16 protein-coding genes are annotated in these 17,617 nt (G+C 39.1%); 3 read left to right on the forward strand and 13 right to left on the reverse strand.

What is annotated here, in order from left to right; translation table 11 throughout:
• Nucleotides 1-7 precede the first annotated feature (7 nt).
• The 6 genes from AC3II9_RS05000 to AC3II9_RS05025 form a co-directional block, all read right to left on the reverse strand.
• The gene (locus AC3II9_RS05000) at nucleotides 8-1,033 is read right to left on the reverse strand and encodes a cytochrome d ubiquinol oxidase subunit II (protein ID WP_489153658.1); all 1,026 of its coding nucleotides are present in this window, start codon (nucleotides 1,031-1,033) and stop codon (nucleotides 8-10) included.
• Nucleotides 1,024-2,373, reverse strand: a complete 1,350-nt coding sequence (locus AC3II9_RS05005) for a cytochrome ubiquinol oxidase subunit I (RefSeq protein ID WP_489153660.1) — start codon at nucleotides 2,371-2,373, stop codon at nucleotides 1,024-1,026. The genes AC3II9_RS05000 and AC3II9_RS05005 overlap by 10 nt, the downstream gene beginning before the upstream one ends.
• Before the next feature lie 700 nt (nucleotides 2,374-3,073).
• On the reverse strand, nucleotides 3,074-3,421 hold the full coding sequence (locus AC3II9_RS05010) for a hypothetical protein (RefSeq protein ID WP_489153662.1): 348 nt from the start codon (nucleotides 3,419-3,421) through the stop codon (nucleotides 3,074-3,076).
• A gap of 205 nt (nucleotides 3,422-3,626) precedes the next feature.
• On the reverse strand, nucleotides 3,627-4,334 hold the full coding sequence (locus tag AC3II9_RS05015) for a DNA alkylation repair protein (RefSeq protein ID WP_489153664.1): 708 nt from the start codon (nucleotides 4,332-4,334) through the stop codon (nucleotides 3,627-3,629).
• Nucleotides 4,335-4,906: 572 nt separating this feature from the next.
• On the reverse strand, nucleotides 4,907-6,277 hold the full coding sequence (gene argH, locus AC3II9_RS05020) for an argininosuccinate lyase (RefSeq protein WP_489153666.1): 1,371 nt from the start codon (nucleotides 6,275-6,277) through the stop codon (nucleotides 4,907-4,909).
• A gap of 60 nt (nucleotides 6,278-6,337) precedes the next feature.
• The gene (locus AC3II9_RS05025) at nucleotides 6,338-7,534 is read right to left on the reverse strand and encodes an argininosuccinate synthase (protein WP_489153668.1); all 1,197 of its coding nucleotides are present in this window, start codon (nucleotides 7,532-7,534) and stop codon (nucleotides 6,338-6,340) included.
• A gap of 584 nt (nucleotides 7,535-8,118) precedes the next feature.
• Between AC3II9_RS05025 and AC3II9_RS05030 the strand changes: the two genes are divergently transcribed.
• Nucleotides 8,119-9,249 (forward strand): iron-containing alcohol dehydrogenase, encoded by a 1,131-nt coding sequence (locus AC3II9_RS05030; RefSeq protein ID WP_391373915.1) that lies wholly within the window; start codon nucleotides 8,119-8,121, stop codon nucleotides 9,247-9,249.
• Nucleotides 9,250-9,290: 41 nt separating this feature from the next.
• Here the strand turns inward: AC3II9_RS05030 and AC3II9_RS05035 are convergent, their stop codons facing one another.
• The 5 genes from AC3II9_RS05035 to bioD form a co-directional block, all read right to left on the reverse strand.
• Nucleotides 9,291-10,040 carry an SDR family NAD(P)-dependent oxidoreductase gene (locus AC3II9_RS05035; RefSeq protein ID WP_489153670.1) on the reverse strand — a complete coding sequence of 250 codons (750 nt, stop codon included), beginning with the start codon at nucleotides 10,038-10,040 and terminating at the stop codon, nucleotides 9,291-9,293.
• A 159-nt stretch (nucleotides 10,041-10,199) separates the two neighbouring features.
• Nucleotides 10,200-11,198, reverse strand: coding sequence for a biotin synthase BioB (gene bioB / locus AC3II9_RS05040; protein WP_489153671.1), 999 nt, complete (start codon nucleotides 11,196-11,198; stop codon nucleotides 10,200-10,202).
• Entirely contained in the window at nucleotides 11,198-11,788 is a 591-nt protein-coding gene (locus tag AC3II9_RS05045; protein ID WP_489153673.1) for a biotin transporter BioY, read from the reverse strand. The genes bioB and AC3II9_RS05045 overlap by 1 nt, the downstream gene beginning before the upstream one ends.
• Nucleotides 11,789-11,792: 4 nt before the next feature.
• Nucleotides 11,793-13,160, reverse strand: a complete 1,368-nt coding sequence (gene bioA / locus AC3II9_RS05050) for an adenosylmethionine--8-amino-7-oxononanoate transaminase (protein ID WP_489153675.1) — start codon at nucleotides 13,158-13,160, stop codon at nucleotides 11,793-11,795.
• Entirely contained in the window at nucleotides 13,141-13,845 is a 705-nt protein-coding gene (gene bioD / locus AC3II9_RS05055; protein WP_489153676.1) for a dethiobiotin synthase, read from the reverse strand. Before bioD ends, bioA begins: the two co-directional genes overlap by 20 nt.
• 276 nt (nucleotides 13,846-14,121) lie before the next feature.
• Between bioD and rsgA the strand changes: the two genes are divergently transcribed.
• Nucleotides 14,122-15,213 (forward strand): ribosome small subunit-dependent GTPase A, encoded by a 1,092-nt coding sequence (gene rsgA / locus AC3II9_RS05060; protein ID WP_489153678.1) that lies wholly within the window; start codon nucleotides 14,122-14,124, stop codon nucleotides 15,211-15,213.
• A gap of 110 nt (nucleotides 15,214-15,323) precedes the next feature.
• Here the strand turns inward: rsgA and AC3II9_RS05065 are convergent, their stop codons facing one another.
• Entirely contained in the window at nucleotides 15,324-16,217 is an 894-nt protein-coding gene (locus tag AC3II9_RS05065) for an NAD(P)H-dependent flavin oxidoreductase (RefSeq protein ID WP_489153680.1), read from the reverse strand.
• Nucleotides 16,218-16,644: 427 nt separating this feature from the next.
• Between AC3II9_RS05065 and AC3II9_RS05070 the strand changes: the two genes are divergently transcribed.
• Entirely contained in the window at nucleotides 16,645-17,001 is a 357-nt protein-coding gene (locus tag AC3II9_RS05070) for a DoxX family protein (protein ID WP_489153682.1), read from the forward strand.
• Between the two features lie 103 nt (nucleotides 17,002-17,104).
• Here AC3II9_RS05070 and AC3II9_RS05075 read toward each other — a convergent pair whose 3' ends face one another.
• Nucleotides 17,105-17,551, reverse strand: a complete 447-nt coding sequence (locus tag AC3II9_RS05075; RefSeq protein WP_391373864.1) for an RrF2 family transcriptional regulator — start codon at nucleotides 17,549-17,551, stop codon at nucleotides 17,105-17,107.
• Nucleotides 17,552-17,617: the final 66 nt, after the last annotated feature.

The following is a 17,617-nucleotide window of genomic DNA, read 5'->3' on the forward strand; positions in this document are numbered from 1 at the left end:
TCACCTCTTACACATGTGTTTCATCTTTACCTGAAACATAATCTTTTGTAAAAAACAATTTGAACACTAAGTACAAAGATGGCAGTAATAACATTAATCCTGCAATGAATGCGACTACAAGTGCTACGGCCATCGCCTCGTTTGTAAAACTGTCGTAAATCGTTAAATACGGATATAACAAATATGGATAATGTGAAATGCCATATGCAAAGAAGGCGGCTGCAAATTGTATAATCAGTAAAATAACAGCGACACCGTAATGCTGTCTTTTCCCAATGAGCCAAATCGTCGCAACGAATAGCAAACCAGAAATTAAAAATAGCCACCACAAATCAAAAATGTTCTCATAATGCCAATTACCGAGCGATTTCAGCTCAATAATGATGCCTAGTGCACTTAAAATTAACGGCACTGCCCAAATGAGAGCATATTTTCGCATTAACTCACTTGCTTCCATATCCTCCGCTCTACTTGCATACCAAGTCAAAAAAACAGCAGAAATATAAAGGACGGCTACAACAGCTAGTACAACAATCGACCAAGAAAGGGGACTCATAAATAAGGCGGCATAATCAAGCACCGGCTTACCTTCCACTATATTGACAAAGCCTCCTTCAGAGATTGTCAATACGACAGAAAAGGCAGCAGGGATAAATAACCCGGTTATCCCATAAGCAAGCGCATACCCTTTATGTCCCCGTACCCCGCTATATGCCTCAAATGCATAGTAACTCCCCCGTACGGCTAATAAAACAAGCGCAATTGATGCAGGCATTAGTAAAATGGTTCCATAATAGTAAGCAGTTTGTGGGAAAAATCCAACCATCCCAACAAAGAAAAATACTAAAAAGACATTTGTAACTTCCCATACGGGTGATAAATACCGTTTAATAATTTTCGATAAAATATGGTGATGGCCACGTACTAAGCTATATGCATTAAAAAATCCTGCCCCAAAATCAATCGATGCAATAATGACATAGCCAAATAAGAAGACCCATAACACGGATATCCCGAGTATCTCTAATGCCATGTATCTTCACCGCCCTGTCTTGATGTTAATTCTTTCACAATTGGGTTCTTTTTAAACATCCGATGTAGAACAACTGCACATCCAATGCCTAATATTAAATACACAACAGTAAACAAAATAAACAAATACTCAAGACCAGTTGCAGATGTTGCGGCTTCATCTGTTCGCAAAATACGATATAATATCCACGGTTGACGTCCCTTCTCTCCTAACCACCAACCGGCTTCAATAGCGATTATGGAAAGCGGTCCGCTCGCAACGATCAGGGTCCAAACCCATTTCGAATCGACCCATTTCCATTTCCTCCATTTACCCAATATATAGACAAGTGATAAGAACATAAGTGCCATACCAATGATGACCATAATGTTGAAAAAGTAATGGTTAATAAGTGGTGGTCGTTCATCTTCGGGAAATTCATTGAGTCCAATGACTTCTGCACTAAGGTTTCCGAAGGCAAGATAACTTAATAACTTCGGAATACGAATGGCGTATTTCACTTCACCCTCATCTTCATCCATAATCCCGAATAAAATGAGCTCTGCGCCTGCCTCTGTTTCAAAATGCCATTCCGCTGCAGCTAATTTTTCAGGTTGATATTCGGCTAAATATTTTGCGGAGAAATCACCAATAATAGCAGATGCAATGGAAAAAATTAGTCCTAATTTCATCGTTAATAATAATGCTTTACGATGATACACATGGTTTTCACCACGTAGCAATCTGTATGCTGCAATCGCCGCTAACACAAAGGCAACCGCCATATAACTTGTCACTAATACATGTGTTACTTTAGTCGGCATGGATGGCGTAAACATCGCTAATACAGGGTGAATATTAACGATTTCCCCATTTTGAATATCAAAGCCTTGTGGTGAATTCATAAAGGCATTGACGATCGTAATAAAAATAGCCGACATCGATGCCCCAATCATGACTGGAATAAGGAGTAACATGTGGTATTTTGGGTTTTTGAAACGGTCCCATGTGTATAAATAAATACCTAAAAAAATGGCTTCAAAGAAGAAGGCAAATGTCTCCATAAATAAAGGGAGTGCAATCACTTTTCCAGCTAGCTCCATAAACTGTGGCCATAATAGTGATAATTGCAAGCCAATAATTGTTCCGGTTACAACACCCACTGCTACAGTAATCGTAAAGCCACGCGCCCAACGCCTTGCCATCATCGTATAATGAATATCATTTCGCTTATATCCTACATACTGTGCGATTAATATAAAGAGCGGTACTCCTACCCCAAGTGTTGCAAAGACGATATGAAATGTTAGCGTTAATTCGGTTAACGCCCTACTCCAATACACAGATGTTTCCAATTTCACCACTCCTTATGTACATCAAGAATTGAGTCATGCCCTTCTAGAGACGCTAATATACTGCAGGCACGACAGATATTTGTGTTTCATCATAAAGAAATACGAATATGCTCCTCCTGAAAATTCAGCGCTATTTTACAAGTAGTGAAGGCATTCATTTGAACAGCAAATGACTAGTTGGTAGCAATGTGACACTTTTTATGGTACATACTTACGACAGCTAATGTGTCGTAAACGGTCTTATTATGCGTGTAACAGCACTATTTATACTTCTTGCTTATATGAAACAGAATAGCTTGTTTTTTTGACTGATACGATCCCACTGAAAAGTGTATTTCTAGAAATTACTATTAAGCAGTTCTGTTAAAACATATAATCATCTTTTTCCTCAGATGCAGTGAAGTTTCACCTACTTCTCTTTCGGATACAATTGTATTTTGTACATTTTCTGTTATGCTTTAATCTCACCAGTATTCAGCATTGTAAAATACCTTCCACTATTTTTAATGCTAGTACTTTTATAAATTTGACTTTCATTTCTATAGTTTTAAAAACCTTACACAACAAAAATTACTCGAAAAATCGATTTTATTCTTTATTTCCTCGGAAATAAAACAAAGTAGCGGTTCTGTTATTATATCGTTATAATAATATCCCATAAAAAAAGACAGCCTATTCAGCTGTCTTTAGAGTTGAAATATTCCATTCATTGTATATGATAAATTTCAGAGTCATCTGGAAACGCAATATACGTAGGTTGCGTAAAATGACCATGACCATCATCGTTAAGCTGTTTAAAAACATCCAGTATAGCCTCTTTAAAATCAGGACGGCTAACATCATCTTCATATCCATTCTCAATGACTGAAATAGGCGTAAAATCATCACCTTCCAACTCTTTCCCTTCACTATTTAAAAAATGTAAGTAAATATCGAAGGCATTCACCGTTGGATCCATATGCACAACATATTTGTATGCCGATGCATTCGGTTGTTTTGGTTTGTCTTCCATCTGTTGAAAAAATCGCTCAAGTTGTTCTACAATCTGTTTCATGAAACCACTCCCTTTTTCCTGTAGTTTCTTATTATTTCCCGAAATGACAGATTTTAAACTTCTGTATCGGGATTATTAGTGATGTCGTTTTCTTCTAGATATTCTTTCACAATAAAAAAGACCACCTGAATCACGTCAAAAAAGAGCGTTAATCTTTCTTGGATTAATGCCCTTAATTATTACAGATTGCCTGTGATACTATTGTTTAACACCTTACATATTTACGTTTAAAGCCTAGTCTCCCTTTTTCTACTTCCTTTTGAATACTTTCGTAAGCGTTGAGGAAACTGCTCTTTTTCTTGTCCCGTTTAACTTCGACTGGACCTACTGCCTTTGCCGTTTCGACCGCTTTTTCATGAAGTGGTAAATATGAAATTCCTACGGTGTATAGAAAATTGTTCATAGCCGATTTTGTTCGTTCTGGTGAATCATGAATCGTATTTTTTACCATTTCAATCATATTGGCCATCTTGCTTTCAGAAAATTCCGCGTCTACGCGATTCCCTAAAAGCCAACAGTAGCAACTCCAACCGGCTGACATTCGCAGTTCTTCGCCGCTTGCAATCCATTGATCAGCAACATCTTGTGCAATGTCTGCTTCTGCTAAAGTTACGGCTACCACATAGTCAGACAGCATGTAAAAATACGCTGCATCAATCCAACGATTAAAATCGGACTCCGTCATTGCTTTTGGATCTGCAATAATGCCTGCAAAGTACATTGCATCATAGTTCCCCGTGGCATACAGTTCTTCTGCTAAAGGTTGATTTATTTTTATTTTCTTAGCGATTGGCTTCATCGCACCTGTTGCTACGCCAAACAGTGGTTCCTGCGCACCATTAGATATGTATATTTTTTTCGTTCGTTCCTTACCAAGAGCTTCAAGCTCCTGCATAACAGTTTGGAGATTCATCTTTTAGCACATCCTTCTAAATTTAAGCCTTTCAAATCCCGTATTATACTTAGTCTACAACAAAACTCACTATATAGAACGTTCTTAGGAATGAAATTTTCGTTTTTTCTTTTTCACAAACAACATTAAAGAAAAATTAAATTTTTTTAAATGATGTGTATAAAAATTAATCATTGTCCTATACTATTAGAGATTTCACTTCAAATCCAATGACTTAGGAGGGTTAACCCGATGAGCGCGAATGAGCGATAACTCAAAAGGACAATCTATACTGAATACAGCCAAAGCACGGTTGTCTTAGGATTATCTTAAGATTCAATGCGGAAGCGAGGCAGTGTGTCATGGATACAAAAATGTAAGTGTAATCAGGCCCGGAAATAATATTTCCGGGTTTTTTATGTTGACGTTGTTGCTGTATGCTCTTTTTTCATAGACAAGCCTATTAACCCAGGGCAAATTACTTAACTCGCGTATAAAACTTGTCATACATAAACAAAAACCCCGCATACGACATATGCGGGGACTACTTTTGTTGATTGCTGCCTCACGGGACTGCATTAATCAAAGTGTATTTATAGTAGTTCTTTTGCTTTGGCTAATTGAATTTTCACTTGTTCGAACCCTGTCCCACCAAGTGAGTTACGACGACGTACTGCTGCTTCAGGCGCTAATACATCGTAAATATCTTGCTCAATTAATTCCGATTCTTTTTTCATTTCTTCTAGCGGTAAGTCCAATAAATAGATCCCTTTTTGGATACACGTAAATACTAATTTACCTGTTACTTCATGCGCTTCACGGAATGGCATGCCTTTTGTTGCTAGATAATCTGCAAGTTCTGTTGCATTTGAGAAGTCTGAATGTACAGCTCCATGTAGTCGTTCAGTATTGACCGTCATTGTACGAACCATACCTTCAAAAATCTTCAAGCTACCGAGTACTGTTTCCATCGTATCAAACATGCCTTCTTTATCTTCCTGCATGTCTTTGTTGTACGTTAATGGTGTACCTTTTAGCACGGTTAATAAGCCCATTAAATTACCGAATGCGCGACCCGCTTTCCCACGAATAAGCTCTGCCATATCTGGATTTTTCTTTTGTGGCATAATCGACGAACCTGTTGAGAATGCATCATCTAACTCGATAAATTTGAACTCATCTGTTGACCAAATGATGATTTCTTCCGCAAAACGTGATAAGTGTGTCATTAGTAATGCTGAGTTTGATAAAAATTCAACGATAAAATCACGATCCGATACAGCATCCATTGAGTTTGCGTAAACGTCCGCAAAACCTAATAACTCCGCAGATTTTAGACGATCGATCGGGAAAGTTGTCCCCGCCATCGCACCTGCACCTAACGGTAAAATATCGATGCGTTTCATGGACTCTGAAAAACGCTCTTTATCGCGTTGTAATTGCCAGAAATACACCATTAAATGATGGGCAAAAGAAATGGGTTGTGCACGTTGTAAGTGTGTATAGCCTGGTGCAATCGTTTCAATATGCTTTTCCGCTTGTGCTAAAATTGTTTGTTGGAAAGTCTCGATTAAACCAATCACTTCTGGTACACGTTTCTTTAAGAACAGGTGCATGTCTGTTGCGACTTGGTCGTTACGCGAACGTCCTGTATGTAATTTACCGCCAACAGGACCGATTAAATCAATCAGCATTTTTTCTAGGTTTAAGTGAATATCTTCATTTGCAACCGAAAATTCAAGCTCCCCTGCTTCTGCTTTTACTTTTAACTGTGCTAAGCCATCTAAAATGTTGGCTACATCTTCTTGTGGTAAGATGCCTTGTGCGCCAAGCATTGTTACGTGCGCTACTGAGCCTTCGATATCTTCCATTACTAATTGTTGGTCAAAGCCAATTGACGCACCAAACTCATCGACCCAAGCCTCTGCTGATTTTTGGAAACGTCCGCCCCATAATTTCGCCATTGCTAACACTCCTATTTAAAAGAAGGAGCGACTCGGGCACCGAATCGCTCACCTCATTACTTATTTGTTTTTTAATACTTCTGCTGCTACAACTGTTGGCATACCGAATAATTCGATGAAACCTACTGCTGAAGCGTGATTGAATTTATCATGTTTAGAGTAAGTTGCTAATTCTTCAGAGTATAAAGAGTTTGCAGATTTACGTCCTTCCACAATTGCATGACCTTTGTAAAGTTTTACACGTACTGTACCATTTACATACTTTTGTGTTTCTTTTAAGAACGCTTCTAAAGCTGTACGGATTGGGTTGAACCATAAACCGTTGTAAATGATTTCAGATAGTTTGTGCTCAATAATTGGTTTGAAATGAGCAAGCTCTTTTACAAGCGTAATATCTTCTAATTCTTTATGTGCAGTTAATAATACTTTTGCGCCTGGAATTTCGTATACTTCACGAGATTTAATACCAACTAAGCGGTTTTCAACGTGGTCGATACGGCCAACACCGTGTGCACCTGCAATTTTATTTAACTCTTGGATTAAATCTGCTAATTTCATTTCTTGGCCGTTTAAAGAGACTGGCTTTCCTTCAACGAACTCAATTTCAATATATTCTGCTTCGTCTGGTGCGTTTTCAACAGAAACTGTTAAGCCATAAGCTTCTTCTGGTGGCGCTACCCATGGATCTTCCATTACGCCCGCTTCGTTTGCACGGCCCCATAAGTTTTGGTCGATTGAGAATGGTGAGTCAATTGTTGCAGGAATTGGTACACCGTGTTTTGCAGCGTACTCGATTTCTTCATCACGGCTCCAACCCCACTCACGTACAGGAGCTAGCACTTCTAAATCTGGGTTTAATGCTTTAATCGACACTTCGAAACGCACTTGGTCATTTCCTTTACCAGTACAGCCGTGTGCTACAGCATCCGCATTTACTTCATTTGCGATTTCTACTAATTTTTTAGAGATTAATGGACGAGATAGAGCCGATACTAAAGGATATTTTTGCTCATACCAAGTGTGACCTTGTAATGAAATTAATGCATATTCTTCAGCGAACTCGTCTTTTGCATCTACCATATATGATTCAACGGCACCTACTTGAAGTGCTTTGTTTTTGATGAACTCAAGGTCTTTCCCTTCACCTACGTCAAGACATACTGCGATTACGTCCCAACCTTGTTCTTTTAACCATGGAATTGCTACAGATGTATCTAGACCACCTGAATAAGCAAGTACTACTTTTTTGTTAGCCATTTCAATTGCCTCCGATATATGTTGTGTGTATGTTTATACATTCTAGTAAAAGTTTATACACGAATAGTAACATGTAATAAACATAAACGCAACTGTATTTATATAAAATTTTTAAGTTTTTCATGTTGTTAGATAACTCATAATAAATAGTTTTTTCAGAATACTCACTTCCGTATTTTTTCACTATCACTTGCTCGTAATCATTCCGCTTCCTTATTTATGTACCATACAAAATTTTTTTTTTTTAAAATTGCTTTTTAGACATAACGAAAAACCTCAATAAAACTATAGAACTATCATATTAAATTATACAATAACTACCTCCTACTCAATCGGAAATTATCCTACGAAAAAACCGCTATTTTCATCAAATAGTTAATTATTTTAATTTTTTAAATAATTTGTAAATTGAGTTGAAATTTACCTATGCGCTGCTATATACTAATTCATGGGTACAGCATTCGGATGCGACTATCCACTAAAACGAACAATCTGGAGGGTATTAAATGAGCGTACAAGATGTATTAAAAGCGAAACAACAGGAACTGCAACAAGTGAATGGAAGTAAGCAACACTTATTCACAATGCCGACAACGAATTTATTCGGACAAGGCACAATTCTGGAAGTTGGTAAGTATTTAGTACAATTCGAGTCTAAAAAAACACTTTTAGTGACGGACGAAGGCTTATACAACCTAGGTATCGCAGATCAAATCGCTAACATTATCCGTGAAGCAAATGTGGAGGTTGAAATCTTCCCGAAAGCTGAGCCGAACCCAACAGACAAAAACGTACATGACGGCATCGCCGCTTATAAAGCAGCGGGCTGTGACTCGATTGTTTCTTTAGGTGGTGGATCCTCCCATGACGCCGCAAAAGGCATTGGCTTATTAGCCTCAAACGGCGGACGTATACATGATTATGAAGGTGTAGATAAATCCGAAAGCCCATTAGTACCTTACATCGCTATTAATACGACAGCGGGTACAGCATCTGAAATGACACGCTTTACGATTATTACAGACACAGAGCGCTCTGTAAAAATGGCCATTGTCGATAAGCATATTACAGCACTTGTATCGATCAATGATCCAACGCTTATGATTGGTTTACCACCTGCATTAACAGCTGCAACAGGTGTCGATGCACTAACACATGCGGTCGAATCTTACGTATCGACAAATGCATCACCAATTACGGATGCATGTGCTGAAAAAGTATTTCAAATTATTCCGAAGTACTTACCGCGCGCTTATTCAAACGGTGAAGACTTCGAGGCACGTGAACAAATGGTATATGCACAGTTTTTAGCTGGCATGGCGTTTAACAATGCTTCTCTTGGCTATGTACACGCGATTGCACACCAATTAGGTGGCTTCTACAACTACCCACACGGTGTATGTAATGCCATTTTACTACCGCACGTATGTCGCTTTAACTTAGTAGGTCGTGAAGAGCGCTTTGCTCGTATCGCGGAGTTGCTAGGGGAAAATATCGAAGGCTTAAGCGTACGCGAAGCAGCAGAAGTAGCAGTTTCCCGCATTGAACTCTTAACGCAAGACTTAAATATCCCAACAGGCTTCAAGGAGCTAGGTGCTCGTGAGGAAGATATTCAAATATTAGCCGAAAATGCAATGAAGGACGTATGTGCGGCTACAAACCCGCGTAAGGCAACGCTTGAAGACGTAATGGAAATCATTCGTCAAGCATACTAAAAGGTCCAAAGGCGACTTGCGTAATGCAAGTCGCCTTTTACTTACTTCTTATTAAAGAAGCCCTTTCCTACCTTTTCAACGAGTCCCGGTGCAACTGCATACAGTTTTGCTGTTATGCCCATGACACGCGGTAAATTGACCTCTCGTACAGGTCGCTCAATTGTACGCACCACTTCTCGCGCTACTTTTTCTGGCTTTAGTAAAAAGGCTTGAATCGCATCACGGTACGCATTCGTTGCATCTGCCTTTTGTAAAAATGGGGTATCAATGGGCCCTGGGTAAATGCCTGTCACCTTAATATGATGCTCTGCTAATTCCAATCGGACACCATTTAAAAAGCCTGTTAGTGCATGCTTACTCGCTGCATATACACTCGCTTTACGCGTCGCAACCTTCCCTGCTTGTGAGCTAATATAAATAAAATGCCCTGACCTACGTGCGATCATTTTCGGAGCAAGGCGCTTCGTTAAATACATCGGTGCACGTACATTAATCTCTAACATCGTATCAATCTCTTCATCTGCTAAATCATACGCATTTTCAAAAACCCCAAGCCCGGCATTTAAAATCGCTACATCAATAGGTGGTAATGCCTCGACAACGCGATTGATCTCTTCTATTTTACGTAAATCTGCCTGAATAACCTGTGCGCCCAGTCTAGCTAACGTGTTTAGTGAAGATTCATTGCGACCTGTGGCATATACAGTATACCCTTTCGCTATACACATTTCGGTTATTTTTAACCCTATCCCACTCGTCGCGCCTGTAACAAAAATTGTTTTTTTATTCATTTCCCTGCATACCTCCGGCTAAAACATAATTAAATTATAGCAGGAAAATCGATTGGCTTCTCTCTCATTATAAAAAGCCATATACACGCCTGTTCAATAACGTGTATACGACTTTTCAATTTATACTATATGATTAGGGAGAGTTTATATAATGTACAATTACGAACAGAATGCTTCTTCTTGCTTGCCTGTTAATTCAATTTCGAAGCCTAAATCTTCTAACATGCGATAATCGCTATTTGCCTCTTGTCCTTCTGTTGTTAAATAATCGCCAACGAAAATACTATTTGCTGCATACATCCCAAGCGGCTGAAGTGATCCAAGGTTTACTTCACGACCACCTGAAATACGAATTTCTTTCGTTGGGTTGATATAACGAAATAACGCTAATACTTTTAAGCAGTAACGAGGGTTTAATTCCTTCGTCCCCTCTAGCTTTGTACCGTCAATGGCATTTAAGAAGTTTACTGGGATGGAATCAGCATCTAATTGATGAAGCGCGCGTGCAATATCCACAACATCCTCTTTTGTTTCCTTCATACCGATAATCGCACCTGAGCAAGGAGAAATACCATGCTTTTTCGCAACTTCCACTGTATTTACACGGTCTTCATACGTATGAGATGTTGTAATATACGAATGGTGACGCTCTGATGTATTTAAGTTATGATTGTAACGATCCACACCCGCTTCTTTCAATTGCTGTGCTTGCTCTTCCTTTAATAATCCTAAGCATGCACATACCTTTAACCCATACTTTTCTTTAATTTCTGTCACGGCTTCACTTACGACATTTACGTCTTTACGTGTTGGGCCACGTCCACTTGCGACGATACAATATGTACCGATTTTATTTTCAAAAGCACGTTTTGCCCCTGCTAAAATCTCTTCCTTTGTAATAAAAGGATATTTCTCGATTGGGGCTGTTGATTTTGAAGACTGTGAGCAATAACCGCAGTCCTCTGGGCAATAGCCACTTTTCGCATTCATAATCATATTGAGCTTTACTTTTTTGCCATAATAATGTTTACGAATGGCAAATGCTCCATCCATCAGCTTTAATAACTCATCATCATCGCTATTTAAAATCGCTAACGCTTCCTCATTGCTAATCACCTTACCAGCAATAACTTCCTCTGCTAATTGTAACCAATTCATCATACATGCTCCTTTTTTATGTGTACTATTTTAAGTGATCGTGCCGAACGAAATACGGGATATAGTCGTTCCGCTAATAGTGCAGAAGCAATTGCTAAGCAAAAGTCTGCAACAATACTATTTAAAAATCCAACTAGTAAAATATGTGACCAGCTTGTTTTCACATCTAGCCAAACATTTAATGCTACATATAAATACGGTACCGCAACGGCGTAAATCAGAATCAACCCGACAATATTGGCACCGATAAAATGCTTTTTCGTTGGCGCTTCTACTTTTTCAATGAGCCAGCCAATAACAAACGCCGCAAGGGCAAAGCCGATTAAATAACCAAATGTTGGCTGCATCACATAGGTAATTCCCCCGCCTTGTGTAAACACAGGCAAACCTGCTAAACCAATGCCAATATAGACGACTTGACTGAGCAAACCATTCCGACTACCAAGCAAACACCCTGCTAAAAAAACAAAAACAATTTGCAATGTAAAGGGTACGACTGGTAGTGGTACTTTAATAAAGGCGCCAATAGCCGTTAATGCGGCAAACATCGCAATCATGACGAGTGAAAGAGTTGCGTTTCGTTGTTGCATAACTCTACCCCTCCCGCTCTGCAAAAAATTGTTCGATTGTTTCTTTTGTTGTCTGAATCATAAAATGCATTTCCTCATCTGTAATGATATAAGGTGGCATAAAATACAAAATATTGCCAAGCGGTCGAATGAGTAGCCCTTTTGTTAATGCTCTTTTATAAATTTGATAGCCTATGCGTTCTTCACTTGGTAGCGGCTCTTTTGTGTCCAGATTCGCGACCAGTTCAATGGCACCTACTAGCCCAACTTGTCGATATTCACCAACATAAGGAAGGTGACTAAATGCCTCCATTGCGAGCTTTCTCATCTTCTCTCCCTTGGTTTGTACAATATTGATATAGTTCTCCTCTTCGAAAATCGTCAATACTTCAAGGGCGACGCGGCAAGCGAGTGTATTGCCTGTATAGCTATGTGAATGTAAAAATGCCTTCATCGTACCGTAATCATCGTAAAAAGCATCGTATACTTCATCTGTTGTTAACACAGCAGATAGTGGTAAGTAGCCTCCTGTTAATCCTTTCGATAAGCACATAAAATCAGGTGAAATACCAGCTTGTTCACAGGCAAACAACGTTCCGGTACGACCAAAACCAACCGCTATTTCATCTGCGATGAGATGCACATCAAACTTCGTACATAACTCGCGCAATTGCTTTAAGTAAATTGGCGGGTACATTTTCATCCCTGCTGCCGCTTGAATGAGTGGCTCAATAATAACAGCTGTAATTTCCTCATGATGTGTAGCTAATTCATCTTCTACATAGCGAATACATTGTGCTTGACAGCTCTCAGGCTTGTCATTAAATGGACAACGAAAACAGTCAGGTCCCTGCGCCCTTACTGTATCGAGTAATAGCGGCTGATACACTTCGTTATAAAGATCGACACCACCTACTGATAGCGCACCCAGTGTTTCACCGTGATAAGCATCTGTTAAGGCAAGAAATCGCTTTTTCGTTTTCTTCCCACTTTGCATATGGTATTGAAAGCTCATTTTTAATGCGACTTCAATAGCAGCTGAGCCGTTATCTGCAAAAAAGACTTTGTTCAAACCTTCTGGTGTTAAGGCCACTAATTTTTCTGCGACCTTGACAGCGGGCTCATGCGTAAAATTCGCAAAAATAGCATGCTCCAATGTAAAGGCTTGCTCACTTAATGCTTGGCTAATGCGAGGGTTGGCATGACCAAATAAATTCACCCACCAAGAAGACACAGCATCTAAATAACGATTGTCATGCTCATCGTAAAGCCACACACCTTTACCACTTTTAATCACAATCGGTGGAAACTGCTCATAATCTTTCATTTGCGAGCATGGATGCCAAACATGTTGTAAATCTCTCGCTTGCCATTCAGATAACTGTTGTTTCATGTCGATACAGCCTTTCAAATAATGATGTGTGCTTGATAGAATAGTTGACGACGTGTGATATGTCATGCAGTTGCGGAATAACCGCATATGGCAGTGCACGATGTTGTAAAATCGTCGCAATATTATTCTGTTCTATATCACTTCCGGTATCGCCATTAAAGACAATGCCTAGCACGTCAATTCCGCGTGCAGTTAATGCTTCTAACGTCAACAACGTGTGGTTAATCGTCCCAAGCTTCGTACGTGCTACGACAACGACTGGCAATTGACTTTGGGTAATGACATCAAGCAATGTTCTCTTTCCGTTTGCATCTAGCGGTACGAAAATGCCCCCTGCTCCTTCACAAATAACGACATCATAAGCCTGTTGCAGTCTTTGTATTTGCTGTAATAAGCGCATCGTATCAATTTGCTGACCCTCCAGTTGTGCAGCAAAATGTGGTGATGCCGGCTCTTTGAATGAATAATCATTCAATTCTGCTTCGTTCAGTTTTTGCAATGAATAGGTTTCATACATCGTTGTATCATAATAGTAAGCCTTCCCTTGCTCGATCACCTCGCCCGTTTGTACCGGTTTGTACGGTGTTACACGAAGCCCTTGCTGCTGTAGCTGGCGCATTAACAATGTCGTGACACATGTTTTTCCGACATCTGTATCTGTGCCGACTACCCAAAAATGTGGCATTGTTAACCTCCCCCTCATTTATGTTAACTGTTTACATTTTTAAGTTAACACAATTATTCTTATTTTGTAAATGCTCTTTTATGAAACAAAATGCTACATTCGAAAATTCAAATGATAAATCGATTATGTTATAGTAAAGTTCAATCATATGGAGAAAGGGGATTTTTTTATGTTCAATAAACAATTTCGCGAGATTGTAATAAACGGGGAGGGATGTGCAAAATAATGCATAAAACCTCCCAAAAGTGACAAACCAACTTTTAGGAGGCAATAAAATTGAATACGATCAATATGAAAAATCTAGGGCTTACTGAAGCAATGCTACAGGAAGCTAAACAATATAAACATCTATACATTGGACGAATTTCATCCCAATCTAAAAATTTATACAAAGTAATAACAGAAAATGAGGAATTAATAGCTGAAATATCCGGGAAATTTCATCACAGTATAAACGATATAACAGACTATCCAGCTGTTGGGGATTTTGTGATGATTGATCGAACAGATCAGACTGATGGCAACGGGATTATTCATCATGTGCTCACTCGAAAAAGTGTGTTTGGGCGAAAAGTGGCAGGTTCTACAACTAACAAACAAATTGTCGCAACGAATATTGATATCGTTTTTATTTGTATGTCACTAAACAATGACTTTAATCTCCGTAGACTAGAGCGCTATCTTTCTATTGCTTGGGATAGTGGAGCAACACCAGTTATTGTGCTGACAAAATCAGACTTATGCCAAGAAATTGAGCAAAAACTGAGCGAAATATATGCGATTGCAATAGGTGTAGATGTAATCGTAACAACTAGTATTTCTGATACTGGCCATCACCCTATTACTAAATATCTTTCACCTGGTCGAACGGTAGCATTTATTGGCTCATCGGGGGTTGGAAAATCAACCTTAATCAACCGTCTTCTCGGTCAACCTATTTTGGTGACCAATGAAATAAGAAATGACGATAAGGGCAGGCATACTACGACGAGACGTGAACTACTTCTGTTACCCAATTTAGGTGTCGTAATCGATACGCCAGGTATGCGAGAACTCGGCATTATTAGCGCCGATTTAACTAAATCTTTTGCTGACATTGATGGCCTCGCTTCTCAATGCCGCTTTAGTGATTGTATGCATCAAACTGAACCAAACTGTGCTGTCCAAAAAGCCATTGAAGATGGTACTCTGTCAATAGAACGGTTAGAAAGCTACCGCAAACTTCAAAAGGAAACAAAGTATGACGGCTTGAATTCTAAAATGATTGAAAAAGAAAAGTTTAATGATATGTTTCACACGATGGGCGGTATGAAAAACGCGAGGAAGTTTATTAAAGAACAACATAGCAAAAAAGGACGGAATCAATAAGCCCTTTCATTGAAAGGTCCGCTTGACTATATGTACAATTTCCGATAATAAAAGCATTCCAACTGTAGAAGGGGGCTATCCAGTGGATGGTAGTGACCCCTTCTTTTCAACTAGATCAGCACATTTAAACGGTTACAGGCTTCTTCATATTCGGCTTTTAACTGCGAGACAATTTGTGCGATTGATTGGCATTCTGAAATGGCCGCTACCCCATGTCCTGCTGAGAAAATATCACGCCATGCTTTATGATCATCAAAGTCCATTTTACCCTTTCCACTTGTTAACTCCGATACGTTAATCCCACTTGCCGTTAACGATGGAATCAGGAAGTTCGCATTGACACCACTAATTGCATCTGTGTAAACAATATCTTCACTTGAGCTATTAATAATCATCTCTTTATAGTTATCTGGTGCATTTCCTTCTTCCGCTACAATAAAACGCGTCCCCATATAAGCGTAATCAGCACCAATTGCACGTGTAGCTGCGATATCTGCCCCTGTCGAAATAGCGCCTGCTAAAATAATGTCCCCTTTGAAAAACGACTTCACGGCTGCGACAAAGGCAAACGGATTTAACTGCCCACCATGTCCCCCTGCACCGGCACATACTAAAATAAGCCCATCTACTCCTGCCATTGCTGCTTTTTTTGCGTGCTTTTCAATAATCACATCCGAATATACCTTTCCACCGTAGCTATGTACGATTTCTACAATTGGTGTTGGGTTGCCAAGCGATGTAATGACAAGTGGTGGCTGATACTTCTTGATTAGCTCCACATCCTCGTCATAACGCGGATTTTCTCCTTTATGGCAAATGATGTTGACACCCCACTTTTCCGTTGGTAGCGCCTCTTTAATTTCTGTTAACCATTCCTCACATACACTAATCGGACGCGCATTTAATAATGGAAATGTACCAATGATACCGGCGCGTGCAGATTCAATCACCATCTTTGGATTTGATATTAAAAACATCGGTGCCACAATTACTGGCAATTGCATAAAAAACACCCCTTTTCTCGTATTAACATTAAAATTCTCCATAAAACTGAATATCCCTTCATTTTTTATGTTTTAATTTTTGTTATTTCTCCAAATCTCCCCTACAGTTTGACTTTTAAATAGTTAATTGCACAACCATACATTCAATACGGGAATAAACTAAAAGTAGGTGCATGATTAATACATCAAATTCATACTATGGTAATACAGAGGAGTTGAGGTATAGAGGGGCAGAGGGTGTATGGCGCTGGCTTCACTAAGCATTAGCTCACAATCGAATCAATGCAACGCGAAAGTAAACTTTAAACTTGTTCAACTAGATGTATGTCTCTCACAAAATTGTGACGAAATGTTTAGTGGATGCGACGGGAAGAGCAGCTTGGATTTGCAAATGACTAAGCATTTTTAATCAATTGGAGGTGAAAACATGCAAATCTTCATTTGGATATTACAAGGCTTACTTGCAGCTGTTTTTATTTTCGCTGGTTATGGGAAATTAGCTGGGTCAAAAATGCATAAAGAAAACTTCATCAAATGGGAGTTACCACAATGGTTCCGAGTGTTCACAGGGATCATCGAATTTGGTTCAGCTATTATGCTAATTGTAGGTTTTTGGAATGACATGTGGGCCATATATGGGGCTATTGTTTTAATTTTAGTAAGTATTGGCGGGATTTTTACACATATTCGTATAAGAGATAGCTGGAGAGCTACAATGCCGATTTTTTCGCTCGGTGTAATCGCACTTCTATTATTCTTCTTAATCATTTATAGTGTAGGGTAAAATGTCCTCATAACTGTTCCGTAGTAAGGAAAACCTTTTTCTTAGCACATTAACATAAAAGGCATATCTTGACCTATTTGGTTCAAGATATGCCTTTTATTGATTATTCCTTCTCTTCTAGCCCAAACAATTGCATCAGTGAAGTCTTTGAATGAATAACATCTTCTAATGTGTAGCTGTCCAGTACTTTTAAATATGCCTGCAATGCTTCATATAACGCATTTTTTAACCTACATTCAGGTGCAATACGACATAAATTATTTTCTGGATTGAAGCATTCTACAATATGAAAATCTTCCTCTGTTTTGCGCACAACTTCCCCGATGACAATCTCTTGAGGATCGATTGCTAAGCGAATGCCACCACCACGTCCGCGAATCGTTTCGATATAACCGTATTTCCCCAAATCATATGTCACTTTCATTAAATGATTTTTTGAAATTTGATATGTGTCCGCAATTTCTTGAATTGTTGCTAAATGGTCTTGGCCACGCACGCCCAAGTACATTAGCACTCGCAATGAATAATCCGTATATACAGTTAAGCGCACTTCTCCACCAACTTTCTTCTTATATGAGTATACCATCAAATCATTTGAGGAATAATACATATGCTT

The sequence above is a fragment of the Lysinibacillus sp. RU7 genome, from assembly GCF_057837305.1.

What these genes read in the sequence shown, in the direction of transcription:
- AC3II9_RS05000 (WP_489153658.1), bottom strand. Translation starts at nt 1,033, where the DNA reads ATGGCATTAGAGATACTCGGGATATCCGTGTTATGGGTCTTCTTATTT.
- AC3II9_RS05010 (WP_489153662.1), bottom strand. Translation starts at nt 3,421, where the DNA reads ATGAAACAGATTGTAGAACAACTTGAGCGATTTTTTCAACAGATGGAA.
- AC3II9_RS05015 (WP_489153664.1), bottom strand. Translation starts at nt 4,334, where the DNA reads ATGAATCTCCAAACTGTTATGCAGGAGCTTGAAGCTCTTGGTAAGGAA.
- argH (WP_489153666.1), bottom strand. Translation starts at nt 6,277, where the DNA reads ATGGCGAAATTATGGGGCGGACGTTTCCAAAAATCAGCAGAGGCTTGG.
- AC3II9_RS05025 (WP_489153668.1), bottom strand. Translation starts at nt 7,534, where the DNA reads ATGGCTAACAAAAAAGTAGTACTTGCTTATTCAGGTGGTCTAGATACA.
- AC3II9_RS05030 (WP_391373915.1), top strand. Translation starts at nt 8,119, where the DNA reads ATGCCGACAACGAATTTATTCGGACAAGGCACAATTCTGGAAGTTGGT.
- AC3II9_RS05035 (WP_489153670.1), bottom strand. Translation starts at nt 10,040, where the DNA reads ATGAATAAAAAAACAATTTTTGTTACAGGCGCGACGAGTGGGATAGGG.
- bioB (WP_489153671.1), bottom strand. Translation starts at nt 11,198, where the DNA reads ATGAATTGGTTACAATTAGCAGAGGAAGTTATTGCTGGTAAGGTGATT.
- AC3II9_RS05045 (WP_489153673.1), bottom strand. Translation starts at nt 11,788, where the DNA reads ATGCAACAACGAAACGCAACTCTTTCACTCGTCATGATTGCGATGTTT.
- bioA (WP_489153675.1), bottom strand. Translation starts at nt 13,160, where the DNA reads ATGAAACAACAGTTATCTGAATGGCAAGCGAGAGATTTACAACATGTT.
- bioD (WP_489153676.1), bottom strand. Translation starts at nt 13,845, where the DNA reads ATGCCACATTTTTGGGTAGTCGGCACAGATACAGATGTCGGAAAAACA.
- AC3II9_RS05065 (WP_489153680.1), bottom strand. Translation starts at nt 16,217, where the DNA reads ATGCAATTGCCAGTAATTGTGGCACCGATGTTTTTAATATCAAATCCA.
- AC3II9_RS05070 (WP_489153682.1), top strand. Translation starts at nt 16,645, where the DNA reads ATGCAAATCTTCATTTGGATATTACAAGGCTTACTTGCAGCTGTTTTT.